General features: G+C 58.0%; 20 protein-coding genes. 3 read left to right on the forward strand and 17 right to left on the reverse strand.

Translation table 11 applies throughout. The features are described 5' to 3' along the window. Positions 1–35 precede the first annotated feature (35 nt). The 3 genes from Q0932_RS11280 to Q0932_RS11290 all read right to left on the reverse strand — a co-directional run bounded on the left by Q0932_RS11280 (position 36) and on the right by Q0932_RS11290 (position 2,703). Positions 36–1,406, reverse strand: coding sequence for a glutamate--cysteine ligase (locus tag Q0932_RS11280; protein WP_299352558.1), 1,371 nt, complete (start codon positions 1,404–1,406; stop codon positions 36–38). A gap of 65 nt (positions 1,407–1,471) precedes the next feature. After that, the gene (locus Q0932_RS11285) at positions 1,472–1,981 is read right to left on the reverse strand and encodes a hypothetical protein (RefSeq protein WP_299352560.1); all 510 of its coding nucleotides are present in this window, start codon (positions 1,979–1,981) and stop codon (positions 1,472–1,474) included. Continuing rightward, positions 1,978–2,703, reverse strand: a complete 726-nt coding sequence (locus tag Q0932_RS11290) for a 16S rRNA (uracil(1498)-N(3))-methyltransferase (protein ID WP_299352563.1) — start codon at positions 2,701–2,703, stop codon at positions 1,978–1,980. The genes Q0932_RS11285 and Q0932_RS11290 overlap by 4 nt, the downstream gene beginning before the upstream one ends. Before the next feature lie 12 nt (positions 2,704–2,715). On the opposite strand from Q0932_RS11290, the gene ubiA reads away from it, so the two are divergent. From ubiA to Q0932_RS11305, 3 genes are all read left to right on the forward strand, one after another. Further along, positions 2,716–3,693, forward strand: a complete 978-nt coding sequence (ubiA, locus tag Q0932_RS11295; protein ID WP_299352566.1) for a 4-hydroxybenzoate octaprenyltransferase — start codon at positions 2,716–2,718, stop codon at positions 3,691–3,693. Positions 3,694–3,755: 62 nt separating this feature from the next. Continuing rightward, positions 3,756–5,726, forward strand: coding sequence for an OmpA family protein (locus Q0932_RS11300; RefSeq protein WP_299352569.1), 1,971 nt, complete (start codon positions 3,756–3,758; stop codon positions 5,724–5,726). Next, the gene (locus Q0932_RS11305; RefSeq protein ID WP_299352572.1) at positions 5,713–6,039 is read left to right on the forward strand and encodes a hypothetical protein; all 327 of its coding nucleotides are present in this window, start codon (positions 5,713–5,715) and stop codon (positions 6,037–6,039) included. Before Q0932_RS11300 ends, Q0932_RS11305 begins: the two co-directional genes overlap by 14 nt. Positions 6,040–6,042: 3 nt before the next feature. Here the strand turns inward: Q0932_RS11305 and Q0932_RS11310 are convergent, their stop codons facing one another. The 14 genes from Q0932_RS11310 to Q0932_RS11375 all read right to left on the reverse strand — a co-directional run bounded on the left by Q0932_RS11310 (position 6,043) and on the right by Q0932_RS11375 (position 23,173). Further along, complete coding sequence (locus Q0932_RS11310; RefSeq protein ID WP_299352575.1) at positions 6,043–6,672, reverse strand: trimeric intracellular cation channel family protein; 630 nt, start codon at positions 6,670–6,672, stop codon at positions 6,043–6,045. A 99-nt stretch (positions 6,673–6,771) separates the two neighbouring features. Then, positions 6,772–8,397 (reverse strand): arylsulfatase, encoded by a 1,626-nt coding sequence (locus Q0932_RS11315; protein WP_299352578.1) that lies wholly within the window; start codon positions 8,395–8,397, stop codon positions 6,772–6,774. An 88-nt stretch (positions 8,398–8,485) separates the two neighbouring features. Next, positions 8,486–8,929: a molybdenum cofactor biosynthesis protein MoaE gene (locus tag Q0932_RS11320; protein ID WP_299352581.1), complete on the reverse strand. Its 444-nt coding sequence runs from the start codon at positions 8,927–8,929 to the stop codon at positions 8,486–8,488. Positions 8,930–8,932: 3 nt separating this feature from the next. Further along, positions 8,933–9,178: a molybdopterin converting factor subunit 1 gene (moaD, locus tag Q0932_RS11325; RefSeq protein WP_299352670.1), complete on the reverse strand. Its 246-nt coding sequence runs from the start codon at positions 9,176–9,178 to the stop codon at positions 8,933–8,935. 10 nt (positions 9,179–9,188) lie between these two features. Next, positions 9,189–9,854 (reverse strand): CDP-diacylglycerol--glycerol-3-phosphate 3-phosphatidyltransferase, encoded by a 666-nt coding sequence (gene pgsA, locus Q0932_RS11330; protein ID WP_299352585.1) that lies wholly within the window; start codon positions 9,852–9,854, stop codon positions 9,189–9,191. Positions 9,855–10,003: 149 nt separating this feature from the next. Continuing rightward, positions 10,004–11,878 (reverse strand): excinuclease ABC subunit UvrC, encoded by a 1,875-nt coding sequence (uvrC, locus tag Q0932_RS11335; RefSeq protein WP_299352673.1) that lies wholly within the window; start codon positions 11,876–11,878, stop codon positions 10,004–10,006. Positions 11,879–12,216: 338 nt separating this feature from the next. After that, positions 12,217–13,167 carry a calcium/sodium antiporter gene (locus Q0932_RS11340; protein ID WP_299352587.1) on the reverse strand — a complete coding sequence of 317 codons (951 nt, stop codon included), beginning with the start codon at positions 13,165–13,167 and terminating at the stop codon, positions 12,217–12,219. Positions 13,168–13,339: 172 nt separating this feature from the next. After that, entirely contained in the window at positions 13,340–14,137 is a 798-nt protein-coding gene (locus tag Q0932_RS11345) for a S49 family peptidase (protein WP_299352590.1), read from the reverse strand. A gap of 105 nt (positions 14,138–14,242) precedes the next feature. Then, positions 14,243–15,004, reverse strand: a complete 762-nt coding sequence (locus Q0932_RS11350; protein ID WP_299352593.1) for an ABC transporter permease — start codon at positions 15,002–15,004, stop codon at positions 14,243–14,245. After that, positions 15,001–15,930 carry an ABC transporter ATP-binding protein gene (locus Q0932_RS11355; RefSeq protein WP_299352596.1) on the reverse strand — a complete coding sequence of 310 codons (930 nt, stop codon included), beginning with the start codon at positions 15,928–15,930 and terminating at the stop codon, positions 15,001–15,003. Before Q0932_RS11355 ends, Q0932_RS11350 begins: the two co-directional genes overlap by 4 nt. An 89-nt stretch (positions 15,931–16,019) precedes the next feature. After that, positions 16,020–16,556: a carbon monoxide dehydrogenase subunit G gene (locus tag Q0932_RS11360; protein ID WP_299352598.1), complete on the reverse strand. Its 537-nt coding sequence runs from the start codon at positions 16,554–16,556 to the stop codon at positions 16,020–16,022. Between the two features lie 53 nt (positions 16,557–16,609). Further along, a complete protein-coding gene (locus Q0932_RS11365) occupies positions 16,610–17,470 on the reverse strand; it encodes a crotonase/enoyl-CoA hydratase family protein (protein ID WP_299352600.1) in 861 nt (286 codons plus the stop codon). Between the two features lie 54 nt (positions 17,471–17,524). Continuing rightward, positions 17,525–19,891: an AMP-binding protein gene (locus tag Q0932_RS11370; RefSeq protein WP_299352602.1), complete on the reverse strand. Its 2,367-nt coding sequence runs from the start codon at positions 19,889–19,891 to the stop codon at positions 17,525–17,527. Positions 19,892–19,957: 66 nt separating this feature from the next. Beyond that, positions 19,958–23,173 carry a 2Fe-2S iron-sulfur cluster-binding protein gene (locus tag Q0932_RS11375; RefSeq protein WP_299352603.1) on the reverse strand — a complete coding sequence of 1,072 codons (3,216 nt, stop codon included), beginning with the start codon at positions 23,171–23,173 and terminating at the stop codon, positions 19,958–19,960. Positions 23,174–23,197: the final 24 nt, after the last annotated feature.

Consider the following 23,197-nt stretch of genomic DNA (forward strand, 5'->3'; position numbering starts at 1 on the left):
ATACATCGCCAAATCAAGGGGGTGATGGCAGAGCCCTAGTAACTGAATTCTTTGAAAATCCGCGTGACGTCGCCGTTCCAATCGCCGTGATAGCGCTCTAGCAGCTCGTCCGCGGGCACCTTGCCGCTGTCCAGACTGTCTTTGAGTGCGCTGAGGAAATGAGTTTCATCCGGCACCAAACCACCTGCTCCTTCATGACCACGCGCCACAAGGCCGGCCTCGGAAATCTCGACAACCTGACGTGCGAGATCATGCATGTTCACGCCGCCAACTTTCGCCTGCAGCCCGTCTTCGCTCGCGGCGACACGCAATGCCTCACGGGTTTCTGCATCCCAGCCTTTGACCAGATCCCACGCCGCATTCAGCGAGGATTGGTCATACATCAGGCCCACCCAGAATGCGGGCAAGGCACAGAGGCGCCGCCACGGGCCACCATCAGCCCCCCGCATTTCCATGTATTTCTTGATCCGCGCCTCGGGGAATGCCGTGGTCAGGTGATCGGCCCAGTCGCTCAACTGCGGGGTTTCACCCGGAAGAGCGGACAATTCGCCCTTGAGGAAGTCCCGAAAGGACATGCCCAGCGCGTTGATATACTCGCCATTGCGATAGACAAAATACATTGGCACATCGAGCGCGTATTGCACCCACGCCTCAAATCCAAACCCCTCTTCGAACACAAAGGGCAACATCCCGGTCCGCGCCGGATCCAGATCACGCCAAACGCGGCTGCGCCAGCTTTTGTGACCGTTGGGTTTGCCCTCAAGGAACGGCGAATTGGCGAACAGAGCCGTTGCCACGGGTTGCAGCGCCAGCGCCACGCGCAGCTTTTGCACCATGTCGGCCTCGGACGCGAAATCAAGGTTCACCTGCACCGTACAGGTGCGGCGCATCATGGTGGTGCCCATGGTGCCGACCTCTTTCATGTAGCTGTCCATCAGCTTGTAGCGCCCTTTGGGCATCAAGGGCATGTCTTCGTGGCTCCAGATCGGGGCCGCGCCGAGACCGATAAAGCCGACACCGATCTTGTCCGCGATGTCTTTGACATCCGACAGATGCTGGTTCACCTCATCGCAGGTCTGGTGGATGTTTTCCAAGGGGGCGCCTGAAAGCTCCAGCTGGCCACCCGGTTCCAGCGAGACATTGGCGCCGTCTTTTTCCAACCCGATCAGCTTGCCGCCTTCTTCAAGCGGGGACCAACCGTGACCGTCGCGCAAACCTTTGAGCACGGCGAGGATCGACCGCTCGCCCTCATATGGCAGGGGTTTCAACGTGTCTTTGCAATAGCCGAATTTCTCGTGCTCGGTGCCAATGCGCCACTCATCACGTGGCTTGCAGCCAGATTCCAGATACTCGGCCAATTGCGAGTGGTGTTCGATCGGGCCGCCGCCGGACTGAGGGATGGACATGGCGAAAACTCCGCGCGTTTGAGAAGATCAGGTTCGGTCAGTGGTGATGCGAATTGCGCCCGGTGTCAATGCAGCCGGGCGGCGGGTTTCGTCCAGATCACGACTGGGTGATCCGGTTTTTTCGACAGCTGAGCCAGCATATGTTCCGTCCGAATACCGGGCAAAGCCGCAAAGGCATCAAACAGCGCATCGGTCCCTGCGGCATTCACCGGAATATGCAACTCGGGCTGGCCCGGTTGACGCAACACCCAGACCGGAGGAGCGCTGCGTGAATCCAGAGACACGCCAGACAATTCGTCGATCGCCACTGCTCCGCCGTCCAAAGGGCCGAAATAGGTGATCTGACGCTCATCCACCTGAACCACACCCGGGCCACCTTGACGCCCGCGAAATCGCGCGCGCTGCCACCCTGCAAGCGCCAAGGCCAGACCCGCAATCACAACGACCATGCCGACCCATTTCAGCAAACCGAACCCGGTTGCCCAGGCCATACCCAGCGCAAGAACAGGCAGGCTGATCAGGACTTCACGCCAACGCCACAGCACTGCGCGGGCTTCGGGCCGAATGAAGTTCACACCCAGTCTCCCAACGCCTGTTGCCACAAAGTCATGGCTGCCACGGCCGCGGTGTCAGCGCGCAGGATACGCGGGCCGAGACTGACCACATGTGCAAAAGGCAAGGCTTTCAACCGGTCCCGCTCGGCGGTGGAAAATCCACCCTCTGGGCCAATCAGGATCGCCCATTTCTCTCCTGAAGCGGCGCCCAGCCGGGCTGTACTGCCGACTTCGGCCTCATCACAAAACATCAGTTGGCGGTCTTTGGGCCAATCCGCCAGCACCTTGTCCAGCCGCTGCAACTCGGTCACTTCGGGCACATAGGTGCCGCCACATTGCTCGGCGGCCTCAACCGCATGAGCCTGCAAACGATCCTGTCGGATACGTTCGGAATTGGTGAACTCTGTTTGCACCGGAAGGATACGCGCGGCGCCCATTTCAGCGGCTTTTTCGACGATAAAATCGGTCCGCGCCTTTTTGATCGGCGCAAACATCAACCAAAGGTCTGGCGGCATCCGCAACGGCTTGGTCTGTTCTTCACACAGCAACACGCCCTTGCGTTTGCCTGCCTCAGCGACAGAACAGCGCCACTCGCCATCCGTGCCGTTGAACAGCAAAACTGGATCGCCTTCGCTCATTCGCATGACCCCGAACAGATAATGCGCAGCCTCTCGCTCCAGAGGAACGGATTGCCCTGCCCCAAGGGGATGCTCTACATACAGCCTGACTTTTGCCTGTTTCATGGAATCCTACATATGGCCGACACGCCCACAACACCAGAGCCGACGCCTGAAACAGGTGGACAGGTATCCGACGCCGTCACAGGCAATTGGGTCGACCACCTCGCGCCCGCATGGAGCCGCCCCTATCTGCGCCTGTCGCGCGCCGACCGGCCGATCGGCACCTGGCTTCTGCTTCTGCCCTGTTGGATGGGTTTGGCGCTGGCCATGCTGTGGGACGGGCAGCCCAGCCTGCATGACGCGTGGATTTTTCTGGGCTGTGGCGCCGGCGCTTTCCTGATGCGCGGTGCGGGCTGCACGTGGAACGACATCACCGACCGAGAGTATGACGCGAAAGTGGAACGCACGCGCTCTCGACCTATCCCCTCAGGACAAGTCAGTGCCAAACAGGCTGCCGGTTGGATGATCCTGCAGGCCCTGATCGCCTTCGGCATCCTGCTGACCTTTCACGTCAACGCCGTTCTTTTGGGGCTTTTGTCGCTTCTGCCTGTCGCGATCTACCCATTCGCCAAGCGCTTTACATGGTGGCCGCAGGTGTTTCTTGGGATTGCCTTTAACTGGGGTGCGCTTCTGGCGTGGACGGCCCATACCGGCACACTGAATTGGCCCGCCGTTGTTCTCTACTGCGCAGGCATCTCCTGGACCCTGTTTTATGACACAATCTACGCGCATCAGGACACCGAGGACGACGCCCTGATCGGCGTAAAATCCACCGCGCGTCTGTTTGCCGAGAATACACCGCAATGGTTGCAGGGATTTCTGATGCTGACCGTGGCGCTTTTGGCCGTGGCGATCTATCTCAGCACCAAGGATCGTAGCCCGTTGTCGCTGATTGTCGCGCTGGCCGGCTCTTGGGCGATGGGCTGGCACATGCAATGGCAATTGCGCAGGCTCGACACGAATGACCCCGAACGCTGCATGATCCTCTTCCGATCAAACCGCGACACCGGCCTCATCCCTTTGCTGTTTTTCGCCGTTGCGATGTTCCTGTGATTGCAAGCCGGGACCATGCGTCGTAACAAGGCGCCTGTAACCGAATAATAAAACGCCCCCGAATGCGCCTGTCCTCACTCGTCATCGTCACCTCAACCTTTGCCGTCGCTGCTGTGCTCAGCGTCGTTGCCGCGATGTTTTCTGCCGACATCATCGAAGACAATTCGCGAACCGGTGTCAAACGCGCGCTCGAAGACAAGGATATGATGTGGACCAACGTGCATGCCGAAGGTCTGCAGGTTTTTCTGACCGGTGTTGCCCCGACCGAGGCTGACCGTTTTCGCGCCATTTCCACCGCCGGGGGTATCGTGGATGCCGCCCGCGTGATTGACAACATGCAGGTCGAGGCCACAGCGGATCTGGCACCCCCTAGGTTTTCTGTCGAAATCCTGCGCAACGAGGCAGGTATCCAACTGATCGGCCTGATCCCCGAAGGATCCGACCGCGACGCCATGCTGCGCAGCTTGCGCAAGCTGGATGACGTGCCGGAGATCACTGACTTTCTCGAAACCGCCAGCTACGACGTCCCTGATGGATGGCCCGAGGCCACAAGCCTTGCGCTCTATGCATTGCAACACCTGCCACGCGCCAAAATCTCGGTTGAGGCGGGCAGCGTGTCGGTCACAGCGATGAGTGACAGCGCCGAACACCGCAATGACATTGAGACCAAGCTGCGGCGCCGGGCGTCGGCCAATCTGAACCTGACGCTGGCCATTTCGTCGCCCCGCCCAGTGATCACGCCCTTTACGTTGCGCTTTGTCAGGGATGAAAGCGGCGCTCGGTTTGATGCCTGCTCAGCGGACACTGAGGCCGCGCGCACCCGTATCCTGACTGCCGCTCAAACTGCTGGGCTGGAGGCCGATGGCACCTGCACGATTGGCCTTGGGGTTCCCACGCCATCATGGGCTGAAGCCGTCGAAATCGCGCTTGGCGGTGTTGCTGAACTGGGTGGAGGGACTGTCACCTTCTCAGATGCTGACGTGACACTGGTCGCCCTGATGGGCACAAATCCGGCCCTGTTTGACCGCGTTGTCGGCGAACTGGAAACCTCGCTGCCCGAGGTTTTTGCGCTGCATTCCACATTACCTGAACCCGAAGTCGAAGACGGCGACGGCACCATCCCCGAGTTCACCGCAACGCTCAGTCCCGAAGGCCTGTTGCAGTTGCGTGGCCGTCTGCCAGATGAACTGAGCCGCCAGACCACGTCTAACTTTGCACGTGCCCGGTTTGGCAGCGACGCCGTGTACATGGCTGCCCGTATCGACGACGCCCTGCCAGCCACATGGTCGCTGCGTGTTATGGCGGGCCTTGATGCCCTGGCACAATTGCACAACGGTGTGATGACAATGACCCCTGACAGCCTGAATGTGCGCGGCACCACGGGCGACGCCGAGGCCAACGCGCGCATCTCACAGATGCTGGCTGACCGGCTGTCTCAGACCGATAGTTTCTCGATCGATGTGACTTATCAGGAAGCATTGGATCCGGTGGCTCTCTTGCCCACACCTGAAGAATGTGAACTGGCTGTGCGCGAGATCCTGAAGGACAAGAAAATCTCGTTCGAACCCGGGTCCGGCACGCTGGACGAAACAGCGGGGCCAATCATCGACGAGATCGCGCAAGTCCTGATCGACTGCTCTGGTGTCCAGTTGGAAATCCAAGGCCACACCGACAGCCAGGGACGCGAGGAAATGAACCTTGCTCTGAGCCAAACGCGCGCACAATCGGTTCTGAACGCCTTGCATGACCGCCGCATTTTGACCGGCAGTTTCTTGGCGCAAGGCTATGGTGAGACCAATCCGATCGCCGACAACGACACCGACGAAGGCCGGGAAGCGAACCGCCGGATCGAATTCGTTCTTGTGCGCCCGGAACCCACTGCCGAACAGCAAACTGCTCTCGAAGAGGCAGAGACCTCAGCCACCGACGGCACGGCAGACGCCGCCTCCACCGAGGCTGATCCCGAGACTGACGCAGCAACCACAGACGCCGACGCAGAGACCCAAGCGGAGACCACCGATGACCAGAACTGATTTCATCATCACCACGGCAATCATTCTCTTTGTGGCTTTCTGCATGGGTTGGTTCGCCAATTGGCTGATCCACCGCTTTAGCCGCGTCAGCCAGGCGGACGTCGATCAACTGGAGCGCATGAGTCAGGAATTGCACGAGGCCGAAGAAACCCGCGATCAGGCGATCACCTATCTGCAGCAACGCGAGGCCGAACTGACCAACCAACTGGCCCAGACCGAAGCCGAGCTTTCTGCTGCAATGGAAGGCCTGCGCGACGCCCGGCACGAGGCCGAAGAACTGCGCGCCCATATCGAGCGTGTGAACCAGGGCTAGTCGTCACGCCGCGTCGTCATCCCCCTCTGGAGGATTGCGCAGGAGCAACCCAATCCTTGCCAAAAGGATCAGGGCAAAGGTCACCAGCGTCGCTATCGGGTCCCCAAGCCACTGCACCAACACCAGATAGGCCGCACCGCCAGCCAGCGAGAGCGTGGCATAGAGGTCTTCCCGCAAAACGCTGGGTGTGATGTTGCACAGCAGGTCGCGGATCATGCCACCCGCCGTCCCCGTTACGCAGCCAATCACCACCGCGATCACAGGTGACACGCCCGCTTCTATCGCGACGTGAACCCCAGTGAGTGTGAACAAGCTCAGCCCGATGGCATCGAGATACATCAGCAACCGCAGACGTTGTCCGTTGCCCGACGGCATGGCCCGCGCGAGGTAATAGCTTAGGGCGGCGACTGGCACCGCGACCATCAGATAGGTGGTATCGTCGATCCAAAACACCGGCGTCCGCCCGATCAAAAGATCGCGCAATGTGCCGCCACCCACGGCCGTTACCACCCCCAGAACCGTGGCCCCGAACAGATCAAGTTGAAAGCGCCGAGCCTGGATCGCCGCCGAAGCTGCCATCACAGCCGTTGCCACCATTGTCAGCGACAGAAATACATTTGCCAAAACATCCATTGCTGCGCACCTTCGCAGCTATGGCGGCTTGCAATCAACCGGATAAATGCTGGATTTTGAGCTACTGAGGATTTCGCGTGAATTGGGCGCGGCCAAGCGCTAACCGTCCACACTCTCCATATTCCAAGCTTCCAAAAGCCGCGGCAGCACCACATCCCAATCCATCACACCGATCTCCTTGGCCCAAGCCTCGTATTGCGCCAGCATGTCTTTCTCGCGCGGGGCGTTCTTCCCGATCAGGTTGGTCAACTCGGTGCGATCAGCCTCCATGTCATAAAGCTCCCAGTCGTGCCCGTGCAGGCGCACCAGCTTGAATGGACCCGACCGGATCGCAGCATTGCCCTCATGCTCCCAGAAAATCGGCTGCACACGCTCCCACTCTTTGTCGCGCAGCAGATCCATCAAGGATTCACCCTGCATCGGCTGGATCTCGTGACCACCCACTTCGGTCTGATAGGTGCACCCCGTCGCCTCAAGAATGGTTGGTAGAATATCGACGACGTGACAGGCAGCATGGGCTGTGCCTCGTGGGGTAAACCCCTTGCGCCAATGCGCCACCAGCGGCGTCGAAATCCCGCCCTCGTGCACATAGTGCTTGAACAGGCGGAAGGGGGCGTTCGAGACGTTGGCCCAGGGCTTGTCATAGCTCTGGAATGTCTGCGCATCGCCGGGACGCAGGTCCACGACGTTGCCCATCGTGATCTTGCGCCCGTCATGGGTCACGTCCGGATAGAACTGCGCCCAACCATCCTCGGCCATGAACTCGGCGCAGCCGCCGTTGTCCGACAGGAACAGGATCAGCGTATTGTCGAACTGGTCCAACTGCTTGAGCGCCGCGATCAACCTGCCGATCGACTGATCCATCCGATCGACCATCGCGGCATAGGTGGCCATCTTGCTGGCTTCCCAGTCCTTGTTGGCCTCATCTCCCCAAGGATGCACCCCGGTGTCGCGTGGAGAGATAGCCCAACCCTGCTGAAACACGCCTTGTCCGTTCATCTCTTCGTGGCGTGCGGTGCGGACATGGTCCCAGCCCTTGTCATAGACCCCATCGTAGCGGGCAATGTCTTCGGGGTGGGCATGCAAAGGCCAATGCGGTGCCGTATGGGCGAGGTAGAGGAAGAAGGGTTTTTCGTCCGACACCGCGCCTTCGATCATGCCGATAGCTTTGTCGGTGATGGCGTCGGTGAAATAGAAATCATCCGGCACCACCTCGACCCGGCGGTCATCCTCAAGCATGTAATGCGGCGAAAAGAAATGTGTGGCGCCATCCATGATGCCGTAGAAATGGTCAAACCCGCGTTGCCGCGGCGTGGGGTGATCCACATCGCCAACCTTCCAGCTGTCGATGTTTCGGGCTTTAAAATCCCCGGCCACATGCCACTTGCCCGACATCAATGTGCGATACCCGCTGGCGCGCAGGTGTTCGGCAATTGTCGCGCTGTCATTGCGCAGAAAGCCCTGATAAGCGGGTGTCCCCAGATTGGCCCCCATGTGCCCTACCCCGGCATTGTGCGGATAGAGCCCGGTCAACAATGAGGCCCGCGTCGGGCAACAGCGCGCACAGTTGTACATCGCCGACAGCATCACCCCGTCACGGGCCAGCGCATTTATGTTGGGTGTGCGGATTTCCGACCCGGTGACGCCAAGATCGGCAAAGCCCATATCATCGGCAAGGATCAGGATCACATTGGGTCTGGTATCTGGATTGGGCTGATCCGGCATGGGTACCCCCGGGGAAAAATGCACTGCGTAGAAACCTTGCTGGCGTTAACGCCCCCTTGCAACAGATTTCAACGCCGGCCCCCGCGCGTCACCAACGTTTCAGAGCGTCCTCATCTTCGTCTTTTGAGGCCACCCATTCCGCACCATCCGCGGTGAATTCCTGTTTCCAAAAAGGCGCGCGGGATTTGAGAAAATCCATCAGGTATTCCGCTGCCTCAAAGGCATCCACCCGGTGCGGTGCCGCCGTTGCGACCATCATGATCATATCGCCGGGACGCAGGTCGCCATGCCGATGAATGACCAAAACGTCGCCCAGAAACCAGCGTTCCTGTGCCTCGGTTGCGATCTTCTCCAGCGCCTTTTCGGTCATACCTGGGTAGTACTCGATCACCATTCGATCCAGCGGGTTTTGCGCCAGATCGCGCACAATGCCGGTAAAGGTGACAATCGCGCCCATATCGGTGTGGCCCGCGGCAAAACGGTTGGCCTCGGCGCCAAAGTCAAAAGGCTCAGCCTGCACCACGATCCGCATGGATCAGCCCCCCGTCATCGGTGGGAAGAAGGCCACTTCACGAGCCCCGTTCAAGGACGCATCGAACTCGGTCAATTCCTGATCTATCGCCACGCGCAGCGCCTTGAGATCGCCGAAAGCCACGGCATAACGCTCTTCGCGGGCGCGCAGTTCTTCAACCAGGTCCATCACGGTCGCCGCGCTGGTCTCCACCTTTTCACGCGGCACGCCGATGCGCTCTCGCACCCAAGCAAAATAGAGAACATCCAGCGTCATCTTATCAATCCTTCAGATGCGGGCGTGCTTTCATGAAATAATCAAACCCGGTCACCGCCGTCAGGGCCGCAGCAATCCACAAAAGCACCAGCCCGATACGTCCCGTCCAGACCATGCCTTCAAATTTCCAGCGCAGCCCCAAGAGGTCTTCGGTCTCACCAGTCATGATCGAGTCGACGATCTGCTGATCCATGCCCAAAACCGACATGCCAAGGTAGTGCTCGAACACGCCCTGCCCAAAAAGGAAAGCAATCGCCACCATCTGTGTCGCGGTTTTCCACTTGGCCAGCTTGGTGACTTTCAGCGTCCCGGCGACGTCGCCCAGAAACTCGCGCAACCCCGAGACAAACACTTCGCGGAACAGGATCACTGTAGCCGGCAACACCAGCCACGGCGTCCAATGCGACCCCGAGTAGCCCACGATCACCATCAGCGCGATCACCACCATCGCCTTGTCGGCAATCGGATCGATCATGGCACCCATCTTGGTTTCCTGCCCCCAGGCGCGCGCCAGATAACCGTCAAACCAATCGGTGATCGAGGCAACCAGGAACAGGCACAAGGCAAACCAATCGGCATAGGGCCGCTCGAAATACAAGAACATCACAGCGACCATAGGCGCTGCGACCAGCCGCATGAAAGAAAGGCTATTGGGGATATTCCATGTCATGGGGCCATTCCTAGCCTGTCTCTTGTCTCGGGGAAAGCGGTTCTCGCACAGCCGCAGCATCCGAGTAACATACGCCCCTTCTTTTGGCCCCAAATATCCCGGGGTGAGCGTTGTTTTTGCCTGCAAAAACAGAGCGAGGGGCAGCGCCCCTAGCCCTTTTCGTGAAAGTAATCATAGATCGTTTCTGCCAGCGCGTCCGAAATGCCCTCGGCAGCCTTGAGGTCAGCAAGGTTGGCGCGGCTCACAGCCTTGGCGGACCCAAAGTGTGCCAGCAAGGCGCGTTTGCGCGTTGCGCCGACGCCGGGTACGTCATCCAGCGGCGTGGCGCCCACAGCCTTGGCGCGTTTTGCCCGGTGCGTGCCAATGGCGAACCTGTGCGCTTCATCCCGAAGGCGCTGCACGAAATACAACACAGGATCATTGCGCTGCAGCGCAAAGGGCCGCGCACCTCGTCGGTGAAACTCTTCCTTGCCGTGGTCCCGGTCCACACCCTTGGCGACGCCGACCATGGCAATGTCTTCCACCCCCATCTCGCGCATGATCTCGGCCACGGCCGACACCTGTCCGGCGCCGCCATCAATCAGCAAAAGGTCTGGCCAGTGTCCCTGCTCGCGATCCGGGTCTTCTTTCAACAACCGCTTAAAGCGCCGCATCAGCACTTCTTTCATCATCCCGAAATCGTCTCCGGGCGTGAGGGTCTCATCCTTGATATTGAACTTGCGGTAGCTGTTTTTCATCAGCCCTTCGGGTCCAGCGACAATCATCGCGCCAACCGCATGGGCCCCTTGAATGTGGCTGTTGTCATAGACCTCAATCCGTTCCGGAGGTGCATCCAGATCAAACGCCTCGGCCAGACCTTTCAGCAATTTGGCCTGTGTTGCCGTCTCGCTCATCTTGCGCGCCAGGCTTTCGCGGGCATTGCGGGTTGCGCCTGCAATCAATTCTGCCTTTTCGCCCCGTTGTGGCACTGTGATCTCAACCTTGCGGCCCAGCTTCTGGCTCAGTGCTTCCGCCATCAGGTCGGCATTGTCGATCGGGTGCGACAGGATCAACTGACGCGGTGGTTCCTTCGAGTCATAGAACTGGCCAACAAAGGCCTCTAGAACTTCGGCCTCATCAATCTCGTTGCCGACACGCGGATAATAATCCCGATTGCCCCAGTTCTGGTTGGCTCGGATAAAGAACACCTGCACACAGGCCTGCCCGTTCTCCAGATGCAGCCCAATCACATCGGCCTCGGCCACGCTGCGCGGGTTGATACCTTGCGTGGTCTGAACTTGCGTCAGTGCCCGTATCCGATCTCGCAGGGACCCCGCACGCTCAAACTCCATTGCGTCTGACGCCGCCTGCATCTGCTTGGCCAGTGTCTCTTGAATTTGGGTCGACCGCCCAGACAAGAACCGCTCGGCATCTCCGACACTCTCAGCGTAATCTTCCTTTGAGATCATACCCACACATGGCCCTGAACACCGCTTGATCTGGTACAACAGACAGGGGCGTGTGCGGCTTTCAAACTGTGCGTCCGAGCAATTGCGCAGCAAGAATACTTTCTGCAATTGGCTGAGTGTCCGGTTCACAGCACCTGCGCTGGCAAAGGGGCCGTAATAGCTGCCCTTTTCCTTTTTGGCGCCGCGATGTTTCTTGATCTGCGCAAAGTCATGCTCTGCGCTGACCAGAATATTGGGAAAGCTTTTGTCGTCACGCAGCAGCACGTTGTACTTCGGCTTGAGCTGCTTGATCAGGTTCTGCTCCAACAGCAGCGCCTCGGTCTCGGTCTTGGTCGTGAGAAACATCATCGACGCAGTTTCCGAGATCATCCGCGCGATGCGGCCCGAGTGCCCTGCGGGACGTGCGTAGTTTGACACGCGCGCCCTCAGGTTTCGGGCTTTGCCCACATAGAGAACCCGAGCCTGCCCATCCAGCATTCGGTAAACACCGGGCGATCCGTCCAGTGTCTTGAGATAGCCTTGGATACAGGCAAATCCGGTTGGCCCTTCGGGGCTGGGTGTCGGCGTCTCTTCCATCATCTTCCGAAATATGATTCTTTGTGCTGCCCTGCAATCTCTCTGCGCTTCGCGCAAGAGAAAACATGTCCACGATTCCTGTGGATAAGTCTGGAGATATCTTTCCGCCCTTAGGATTTTTTCGTTATTTTTGACCCGCTTCGTCGAATTGCCCAAAATTTAGGCAGTTATTTAACTACTTGAAATCATTTCATATTTTAATTGGTTTTGACCAACCGATTGAAATCATTAAGAAAAACGTAACACTTTTGTAACGCCGCCGTGAAACGTGCAAAACTTGCAATTCACCTACAGCTTTTCCCGCCACAAACTGTCAGCAGGTTTTCTTCAACACGTGGTTAGAAACTCAGCACGCAAAGGATGTATGACACATACAAAACTGTCAGTGCGATGCCCCAGACTCGGTTGATATCCCTGCGGAAATAGACGAACGGAACCAACAAGACCGACGCACCTAACATCACCCAGAGATCGAAATACAAAAACTCAGGATCGACGGGCAGAGGGCCAACAAACGACGCAATACCGATAATGGCCAACAGGTTGAACATGTTCGACCCGATGACGTTGCCAATCGCCACGTCCGCCTGACGACGTAGCGCCGCCATCGTGGTTGTGGCCAGCTCTGGCAGCGAGGTGCCCAGCGCCACCAGAGTCAGGCCGATCACTGACTCACTGACGCCATAGCGCCGCGCCAGAACCTCGGCACTATCGATCAAAAGGTCGGCCCCCAGCGGCAGGCCAATAAGTCCCAGCACCAGGAAGATCACGATCTTCCACCACGGCATATCGGGATCGGCGCCTTCGGGCTCTTCAACCTCCGCATCACTGCAGCCGTTCTTGCGATGCGCCTTAGCGTCCAGAACCGCATGGCTCAGGATGTAGAAGAGGACCGTAAGAAGAATGACGCCGCTGATCCAGTCAAACACGCCGCGGAATGCAAGCGCGATAAAAATCACCGAAGCTACGATCATCTGCCGGTATGACTTGCGAGTGTCACAGGCCGACGTGTGCAACACGGCAAGGATCGCCGGAAAGCCCAACACCAACAGGATATTGGCCGTGTTCGACCCGACAACATTACCGATAGCTATACCCGGAACGCCTTTGAGCACAGCCTGAATCGAGATCAACAGTTCAGGGGCCGAGGTCCCAAAAGCCACAATTGTCAGGCTGACGATCAGGGCGGGAATACCCAATCTTAAGGCCAGATTGACGGCGCCACGCACCAGAGCATCGCCTGCCAACAGCAGGATCACCAACCCCAGACCCGCAAACAGCCATTCCATCTGCTATCCCTTCCCTATTTGGCAGGGGCAAGGCCCTTTGCCGATCCGGAAACGGCCGCATTTCTTACACTTAGCCGATTGCAGGCGCTTTTTTCCCGGGTAGGTCAGTTTGCCGAACATTGCCAGCACAGCCATGGAAGCCAGAAAAAGGGCGACAATCTTGAAAATCACGTCACAGGCCAAAACGTGCAAACTGTGCACGCTCCTCTACTGCGCTCAGCGCATCATCGGCCATGGCAGCGCCAAAGCGTTGCCAGATCGGACGGCGGGCATCGAAGCGGCGGAGTTTTACGTCCTCGCCAAAACGCTCTTTCAACACCGGCACCAGATGTCCGATGCCATCAATAAGCCCGCGATCAATCGCCTTTTCACCCACCCAGATATCGCCGGTGAACAGATCAACGCTGTCGTCCAGCTTGGCGCCACGGCGCTCTTTGACATGGGCAATGAAATTCTCGTGGGTCTGTTCCAACAAAGCGTTGAGCCGCTTGATGTCTTCGGGTTTTTCCGGGCGAAACGGATCCAGCATGGATTTCGATTTACCAGCCGTATGAACCCGACGCTCAACTCCGTGCTTAGACAACAACTCATGCGCGCCAAAACCGGCATAGATTACACCGATTGAACCCACGATCGAATTGCGGTCAGCGAAAATCTCATCCGCAGCCGTTGCCAGCCAATAGCCGCCCGAAGCGGCCACATCTTCGACAAAGGCAATGACGGGTATGTCTTTCTCTTCGGCCAGACGTCGGATGCGTGCCCCGATCAACGACGATTGCACCGGGCTGCCTCCGGGCGAGTTGATCTGCAGGGCAACGGCGGCGGGCTTGCCTTTGGCAAATGCCTTTTCAATCAGCGGCGCCAACGTTTGATCGTTCAGCGCCCCACGGCCACTGGCTCCGATGGCCCCTGACAGGCGCAATACGGCCACAGAGGGCGCGGATTTCATAAAGGGGATCCATCGTTTCATGCAGTGCCATTTAAAAGCGTGGAGGGGGACAGACAAGGTTAGAGCCGCAGGAAAGATGCGGCGTGGCAGAAATACCCAGCGTCGCCGCATCTTTTTTAGAGCGATCTAGCTGCGAATGCGCCACCCCGTGCGGAAAATCCACCAAATCGCCGCCAGACATAGCCCGGTAAACCCGGCAATTGCCAAAAGGCTCATGCCAATCGGCACATCCGCCAATCCAAAGAATGCCCAGCGGAACCCCGAGATCAGATAGACCACCGGGTTGAACAGGGTGATCGTCTGCCAGATCGGCGGCAGCATCGAGATCGAATAAAACGACCCGCCAAGGAAAATCAGTGGCGTGATGATCAGCAGTGGCACCAGTTGCAACTGTTCAAAATTGCCAGCCCAGATCCCGATAATGAACCCCATGAGGGCAAAGCTGATACAGGTCAGCACCAGAAAGGCGACCATGGCCAGCGGGTGCTGGATTTGCAGATCGACGAACAGCGACGCGGTCAACAGGATCACCACCCCGATGAACAACGCCTTGGTCGCCGCCGCGCCGACATAGCCGACAACAATTTCCAGAAAGCTCAACGGTGCGGACAACAGCTCATAGGTCGTGCCGAGGAACTTTGGAAAATAGATGCCAAAGGAGGCATTTGAAATCGCCTGCGTGATGACCGAGAGCATCACCAATCCCGGCACAATGAAGGCGCCGTAGCTGACGCCTTCGACCTCTTGGATGCGGCTGCCGATGGCGGCACCAAATACAACAAAATACAGCGAGGTCGAGATGACCGGCGAGATGAAGCTCTGCGCGAGAGTGCGGAAAAATCGATGCATTTCCGTGACATAGATAGCGCTGATTGCGGCCCAGTTCATGCGGCATCCTCCTGAACCAGTGACACAAAGATTTCTTCGAGGCTGCTTTCCTCGGTGCGAATATCGCGCAGCACCAGACCGGCAGCCGAGATGTCTGTCAGCAACTGGGTGATGCCTGTGCGCTCACCGCGGGTATCATAACAATAGTGCAGGCTCTGCCCGTCTTCGGACAGGTCCAGCTCATGCGCGGCCAGTGTCTCGGGGATCACCGCTACAGCATCTTGCAGGTCGATCTGCAAGTGCTTCTGTCCAAATCGCGCCATCAAGGCGGTCTTGTCTTCGACCAACAGCAATTCACCCTTGTTGACAACACCAACACGGTCCGCGATGGCCTCGGCCTCTTCGATATAGTGGGTGGTCAGGATGATCGTCACACCTTGCTTCTTCAGATCTGAAACGATGTCCCACATGTCCTTGCGCAACTCGACGTCGACGCCTGCTGTGGGCTCGTCCAGAAACAGGATGCGCGGCTCATGCACCAACGCCTTGGCAATCAGCACCCGGCGCTTCATGCCGCCTGACAATTCCATCGAACGCGCGTTGCGCTTGTCCCAGAGCGACAGCTGGCGCAACACCTTTTCGACATAGGCATCATCGCGCGGTTTGCCGAACAGCCCGCGCGAAAACCGCACCGTGTCGATGACCTTGGTAAAAGGTTCCAGATTGATCTCTTGCGGCACCAGGCCGATCAGGTTGCGGGCTTGCCGATAGTCACGCACCGCGTCAAAGCCCCCAACTGTAATCGTCCCAGATCCAACATTGGTAATGCCACAAATCGTTGAGATCAGCGTCGTCTTGCCAGCGCCATTCGGCCCCAAAAGCGCAAGGATCTCGCCCTCATCAATTGACAGCGTAATGCCTTTCAGCGCTTCGAACCCACCTGCGTAAGTTTTCCGCAAATCGCGGATCTCGACTATGGATGTCATGGTGTCCCCCTGTTCGCACCTCAGAGTATCATCTGCGGCCCCGGATCAAACCGAATTAGCAAGAGAGGTATGTGTGCGCCAGAGCAGGGTCAACCGCCGGTCAGCTTTTTGATCCAACCCTTTTTCTCATTCGCCTCTGCCGCGTCGTCCTGCGCAGCGCTGTCTTCTCCCTCTGCGCCGTCAGACGGGCCTTCCAGTGCCTCTTGCAAGTTGGAGAAAAACTGATCGGCCATCTTCTTGGCAAAGCCATCAATCAGACGGCTACCCAGTTGCGCCAGCTTACCGCCGACCTTGGCGTCAACGTCGTATTCCAGCAGCGTCCCGGCCTCGGTCTCGGTAAGTTTTACGTCTGCCTCGCCCTTAGCAAAGCCCGCAGCCCCGCCTTTGCCTTCGCCCGACAAGGTCAGGCTTTGGTGTTCCACCAGATCGGAAAGGGATACATGACCTTTGAACGTCGCCTTCACAGGTCCAACCTTTTGCACAACCACCGCGTCAAAGCCGTCGTCAACCGATCCGGTCAGCTCTTTGGCTCCGGGGACACAGGCCAACAGCGTGTCGGCACTCAATAAGGCGTTCCAGACCTCAGAAACGGGTGCTGCAATCTCGCGCTGATCGCTCATATGCATGGGATGGTCCTCTCTCCTGTTGCGCTTAACCTAGGGCGGCTATTGCAAATCGTCTAGCGATTGGATTTGGGGATGTCAGTATTGCGCGTCCAATCAAAGGTGCCCTCGTCACGGTCTTGCACGGCTTGCTTCCAGCCCTTTTCTTCGGACCGCGCCTTGAAATTCATGCCCTCAGGAGAATGCCGCGTGATGCCGTCAAAGATTGTGGCCAGCCTTTGGGTCTCGTTCAGCCCCATCGCTTCGATCGCCTGATTGACGACCATCTTCTGCATCGCAAGCTGGTTGATCGGCACCGAAGCCATGCGCGCGGCGAGCCCCTCAACCTCATCGTCCAGCTGATCTGCGGGTACGGCTTTCAGCACCAAACCCATGTCCGCTGCCTCGCGGCCAGAGACCTTGTCTCCGGTTAAAAGCATGCGCTTGGCCTTTTCCATGCCCAGCCGATAGACCCACATCTGCGTTGTCGGCGAGCCCCAGACGCGGGCTGGCATGTACCCGATCTGCGCATCCTCAGCCATCACTGTCAGATCCGCACAAAGCGCGATATCGGACCCTCCGGCCACCGCGAACCCGTGAACTTTGCACACCACCGGCTTCAATGCGCGAAACAGCGACATGAAATCCTGCGTGTTCTTCCACATGAACTGATAGTCCTTGATCGGGTCCCATGGCATGTCTTGCACACCAGGGTTGCCGCCCTCAGCCTCGGCAAAGGCTTTGAGGTCGTAGCCCGCGCAGAACGCCGACCCGGCCCCTGCCAGCACCATCACATGCACATCCGTGTCTGCCTCGGCCTCTGCGACCGCGGCAGCGATCTGACCCGGCATTTCCAACGAGATCGCGTTCATAACCTCGGGTCGGTTCAACGTGATACGGCCAATGCGGCCGTCTTTTTCATATGTCACATGTGACATGGGTTTTCCTCCAATCGAGAGGCAGGCAGCCGGCCCGCTCCCGGTCGCCCCTCATCAGGGCTTTGTGCGTGCCACCCAATCCTGCAGTTTGATCGCAATCTCGCGTGAATGGGCTTCGGCCACCAAATCTCCGTGGTTCCCTCGCATTTGAATATGTTCGACCGGGCCGTCCAGCGCGGCGAGCCATCCGGCCACGTCTTCGCTGTGTGACGTCTCACAGGTCAAGAATAGCACGCTTTTCACCTTAAGCTGTTTGGGTCGGTACCAGATATCGCCCCAATGATTACGTTCGCGGCCCAGACCCGGCGACTTTAGGAACACGGAATTCATAAGGCGATTGGTTTTTCCCGCAAGGTTCTCACTGAACGGACCAACAGGGTCCATTAAGATCAGCCGCAAGGGCTCATCAATCTGATGCGCGATTTCAAAGGCTATGCGCGCACCATAGCTAAACCCCATCAAGATCGGCAGAGGATCAGTTGGAATTTCAGCCGCCGCTTCTCGGGCTTTGCGGCGGATTGGATAAGCGCGGCTGCGTCGGGAATAATCCGCACAGACACCCGAGACCCTGAGTTTGTCACTCAGAGCCCCCACGATTCCAAGGTAGTCAGAGACACCACCGCCATAAACATGACCCAACACCAAGTGATCCCCTTCCTTGCCGGGCTTGATCGTCCACAATTGTGACTTTTGCGTCGGTTGTCTGATGAGGTTGGCCAATCCTTCGATCGTGGCCTCGACCAGCACGATATTGTCCAGAGTGAGCAGGCGCCCAAATTGTTTTTCGATCTGCAGCACAAACTCCATGGCGCGCAAACTGTCGCCGCCAACATCAAAAAAATTGTCAGTGACACCAAAGTCATCGTGCCCCAGAACCTCACGCCAGATTTTCACCAGTGCCTCTTCGTCCGGGGTCCGGGCTTGTACGCGCTCCGAATCCGACAGGGTTTCAGACAAGGTCAACCGGTTACGCTGCAGCTTGCCCGTCGCGGTTCTGGGCAGCGCATCCCTTGGCACAAAAAACTGCGGCATCATGAAGGATGGAATGCGCGTGGACAGCCAGGACTTTAAGTCGGCGGCGGAAATGTCCCCCTCGTAAAAGCAGACCAGTCTCGGCAAACCACGGCGACACCGGTTCACGGTCACGGCGACGGCGCCTACGCTTGGGCGAGCTTTGATTTCATGTTCGATGTCAGCGGGTTGAACATTGAAGTTTCGAATCTTAACCTGGTCATCCTTACGTCCGACATGGTGCAGGTCACCTTCACTGTCGATATAGCCGAGGTCTCCGGTCGCAAAACGATACATCCCGTCATCACACAGGGAAAACGCTTTGGCGGTCTGTTCAGCATGACCGATGTAGCCCGCAGGCACCTTACTGGATTTATGGGTGATCTCTCCGATCTGAGCGGCGTCGACAGGCTCGCCATTGGGATCAAGTATCTGCATCTCATTGGATCCAACGGGCTTGCCAGCTGGCAGCTTTTTGAACCGTAACCTCTCACCATTTCGTATACTAAATGCGGTGGCCCATTCGTATTCCTGTTGCGCATAAGCGTTCACAAGCAGGGCGCCGGTCAGGGTCATGCGCTCAAACATCTCAAAGTCTTCACGAAAGACCGGCTCGCCACACAACAACAACGTTTTCATATCCGGCAACTCACCCGGAATTTCTGACAACGTGCGAAACAGGGCCGGGTACGTGTACCAATATGCGATTTTTTCGAACCGAAGCCAGTCAAACAGCCCTTGGGCAGTTCCATGGTCAACATCATAGCAAGCAAGGCAAGCACCCCGGGACAAAGCCGAAAGCTGACAGACCAACCAACTCGTCCCGGCATGGCCAACAACCATGTCTGGCCCGGTTCCAATCATGTCAGCCTCTTCCTGTGCCGACAGCGCCAGGCTCAAACGAGAATGCCCGACCACCTTGGGCCTACCAGTGCTGCCCGAAGTGCTGTTGGCGATGCACAGCACATCTTCAGGAATATCAAGCACGGCAAAGGGTGACTGATCGGCCTCGTCTCCGGGCGGAGGCATGTGGCGCATGTCCGGGGCGCCCTTGGGAACAGGCAGGTCAGACACAAAGATTCGTGCCTTCGCCGTTTGCATTATGGTGGCGACGCTCTTGGGCGGGAATTTGGAGCTGACAGGCAGCAATGTGACCCCGACCTTGAGGCAGGCCATGAACGTCACGACAAGCGGAATGCCGTTTGGTCCCATGTAGACCATTATGTCACCGACACGCGCGGCTTGGTCCGCCAGTTGGCGTGCCATGTAATTGGCACGGGCGTCCAGATCGCCATAGGTCAGCGCAAGATCGCCTTCTTTCAGGGCAATCTTGGCCGGGGTCATGGCCCATTGCGCGGCTGTTCTTTCCAGCAGGGCCTGCATGCTAATTTGGTGCGCTTCGTCCTTCATGAACAACAACTTGTTCGATCAGGGCCTTACACGTCTACAATAAACGACATCGGACATCGCGCCGACCTAGAGGTCGATCTCGATCTCTCCACCTTCTTCCGCCGCGCGGCTTTGGCAGGTGATAATCGCGGTGTCGCGCTGCTTGTTGGACAACACGAAATCTCGGTGTTCAACCTCGCCCGACACCAGCCCGCATTTGCAGACACCGCAAATGCCGTCTGAGCATTTCACGTCAATGGGATAACCGTTTTCGATCAACACTTCGGACAGGTCTTTGTCCTTCGGAACCGTGAAGGTTTTGTCGGACTTCGCCAGCTTCACGGTAAAGTCAAAGTTCACATAGTCAGGCTGTTCCGGCACGCTGAAATACTCCAGATGCCGCGCGTCTTCCGGGAAGCCCTGTTGTTCAGCCGCCGCCATGACACCTTCCATGAAACGGTCGGGTCCGCAGGTATAGACATGCCAGCCATCTAGGTATCCGCTCAACACCTTGTCCAGATCAGCGCGGGTGCCCTGATCCGAGAAATGCAGGTGCAGCTTGTCGGCCCAAGGCACATTGGCGAGATCGTCCAGAAATCCGGCTCCCTCTTGACGGCTGGCTGAATAATGCAATTCAAAATCCGCGCCCAGCTCGTGCAGTCGATGGGCAAAGGCGATCATCGGTGTGATGCCAATCCCGCCCCCCATAAGAAACGTCTTGGTAGCTTCTTCAACCAGTTCAAAGTGGTTGATGGGCTTTGAGATAAAGACCTTGCGGCCTTCATCAAAGATACGGTGCATCTGTAACGAGCCGCCCCGCCCTTCGTCCTCGCGCAGCACGCCGATCTGGTACTTCGAGCGATCTGCTGGATTACCCGACATTGAATACTGCCGCAGATATTCTGGTGACACCAACACGTCCAGATGTGCACCTGCGGTCCATTCAGGCAAGTCCCCGCCATCCAGTGCCGTGAACTCAAACTTGGTCACGTCTGCGGTCATTGCCTCGGCCTTGCTAAGCGTGACCTGGATCACCGGCGCGTCTTTAGCGTCGACGACAGAATAGCGGTGGATCATGCCCGTATCCCCTTTGGCCAGGCGCGCCTTGTACTCTTCCGCGGTCACCATGCTCTCATAGGCTTGAATCCCTGCCTCTCGATCCATCGGGAACGGATAGGGCCAGGGATGCGGCGCCAAGGGGGCCGGATAAACGGCCAGTGTCTGGTCTTCGTACTTAAGATCCAGGTCTTTCTGCAACGCCCGACGGTTTACCGGTTCTTTCGGCGCGCGATAGCCCCCCCTTTCATCCAGTTCAATATCCCACCACCATTTCTTGACGTCGTTAATCTCGCCGTTGCCCACTATGTCATCAAGCTTGGCCAGTACCGGTGCGGCGGCGGGGATGTTAGAGGCGGCCCAGCGAAACGGCGCCTCCTTGAACAGGCCTTCAAGGTTCCAGGGGCAGGTTTTCATACACCTTCCACACATCGCACCTCCCGGCTGAGCGACTCGATAGGTCGTGCATTTCTGACTGTCCGATTTCCAGATCTCGTAGCCGTTGAACATCAGTTTCGGGCCCGCTGTAATGGCCCCGGACGGGCATTCGCGCGCGCATTTGTTGCAGCTCTCACAAAAAGCCTGCAACCCAAAATCAATCGGTTTGTCGTGATCCATAGGCATGTCGGTGGTGACCGCGCCAGACTTGAGTCGCGGACCGAGGTAGGGGTTCAGAATGACCTCACCGATGCGGCTGACTTCTCCCAGCCCCGAGAGCAGTAACAAGGGCGGTTGCAGCACCTCACCATCCATCACCGTATGGGCCTTGGCTTTGTAACCCAAGTTGCGGATTTGCTGCGCGATGATTCCGCCCAACAGCGAAAACCGCAAATAGGCGCGCATGGATTGGCTGACCGCGATCCAGTCATCCCCCGATGCGCCTTCCATGGTCTCAAAGCCCTGATCGATGATCATGCTGACCGCTTGATCATGTGGCGGGTCAAGCGGGTCACCAGCGGCATCATGGCTGTACCATGTCCAGTCCGGACAGCGGCTCAGACCAACAGCATCCACACCCAGAAAGTAGGTCGCCGCCTTGATGTTGGCAGCATTGCGAGCCGCATCTGTCGGGCTCTCGACGGACGCGCTGTCGCCGTCCTGCAGCAGCACAAATGCCCCCAGCATGCGGCGCTGGGCGAAACTGGGCGCGGATTTGCGGGCATAGTGCCCCCCCGTTGCCGCGTCCTGATTTTTCTTACCCATATCGCCAAACTGGGCGCGCGCAAACATGTCGGCTCGCTTTGGCACCCGGGCAACATTGGCTTCGTCAATATAGGTCGTCGGGGTTTCAACCCGTTTTAGCCGCTCGAACGGATGCGGTCCGTCAACATAATTGCGTTTGGAAAAAGCGTCGCGGTTGATGGCAGATTTCACATGACCAATGCCCAGCTTCCATCCTAACCCGTTCATGGCGCCGGTGGGTTGCGACGGCAACGGCATCAGCGGCGCGTCATGGGCAAAATCCATTTCTGTCGTAATCGCCGCCACGCCAAAACGCCGCCCCAGCCAAGGCACCACCAGGTGACCGGCTTCGACAGAAGCAAGCCCCGCCGCCACCGCCAGCTTGCCCAGATCAACATCAGTTGAGGTCGCCGTATGGGCCCGGGCATCAAACCCCAACAGGCGGATGTAGTTCGCAATCACCACCGCAGTTTCGGTGGCCCGAATACAGGCGCGGTGGTCCTGTGCATCCTTGATCCAGTCGCTGCCCGGCTCGTCCACCTTTGGATCCCGGGTGAACTCATAGACAAAGACCAACGCATTCTTGTGGCCTTCGATTGTGCTGGGCGGCGCCTGCATGCTTTCCTTGAGGTCCGCCATGATGACATCAATGCCCGAAGCCAGCGTCTTGGTCTGGCGTGTTTTCAAAGCATGGGCAAGCCGGTCAATGTCAGGGTTGCGCGCAGGAGTTTCTAACAGCGCCGACACTGGCAGTGGCCCAGCCCCCACCATTGAAGCATCACTGAAATAGCCAAACGCCTTGAGGTGGTTGGTCCGCTCCACTGGGTCGGCCGGGATTTCGGCCATTTCTTTGTTCACGAACCCATCCCGAATCGCATCCATCATCGCCTGAAACTCGCCCATCGCATTCACCAGGCTTTCCGGGTCTTCGGGGCGATGAAAGCTGAGCGGTTCAAAGCCCGGCACCTGGCCCAGATCGGGCAAATTCGCGCTGCGCATCAGTCTTTCCAAGGGGTAAGGTCCCAGATGTACAGGGCGGTTCTTGGTTGAAAAAATGCGGGACATGTGGCGGCTCACGGTCAGGGAGTG

It is taken from the genome of uncultured Shimia sp., from assembly GCF_947498095.1.
Classification (GTDB): Bacteria; Pseudomonadota; Alphaproteobacteria; order Rhodobacterales; family Rhodobacteraceae; genus Shimia.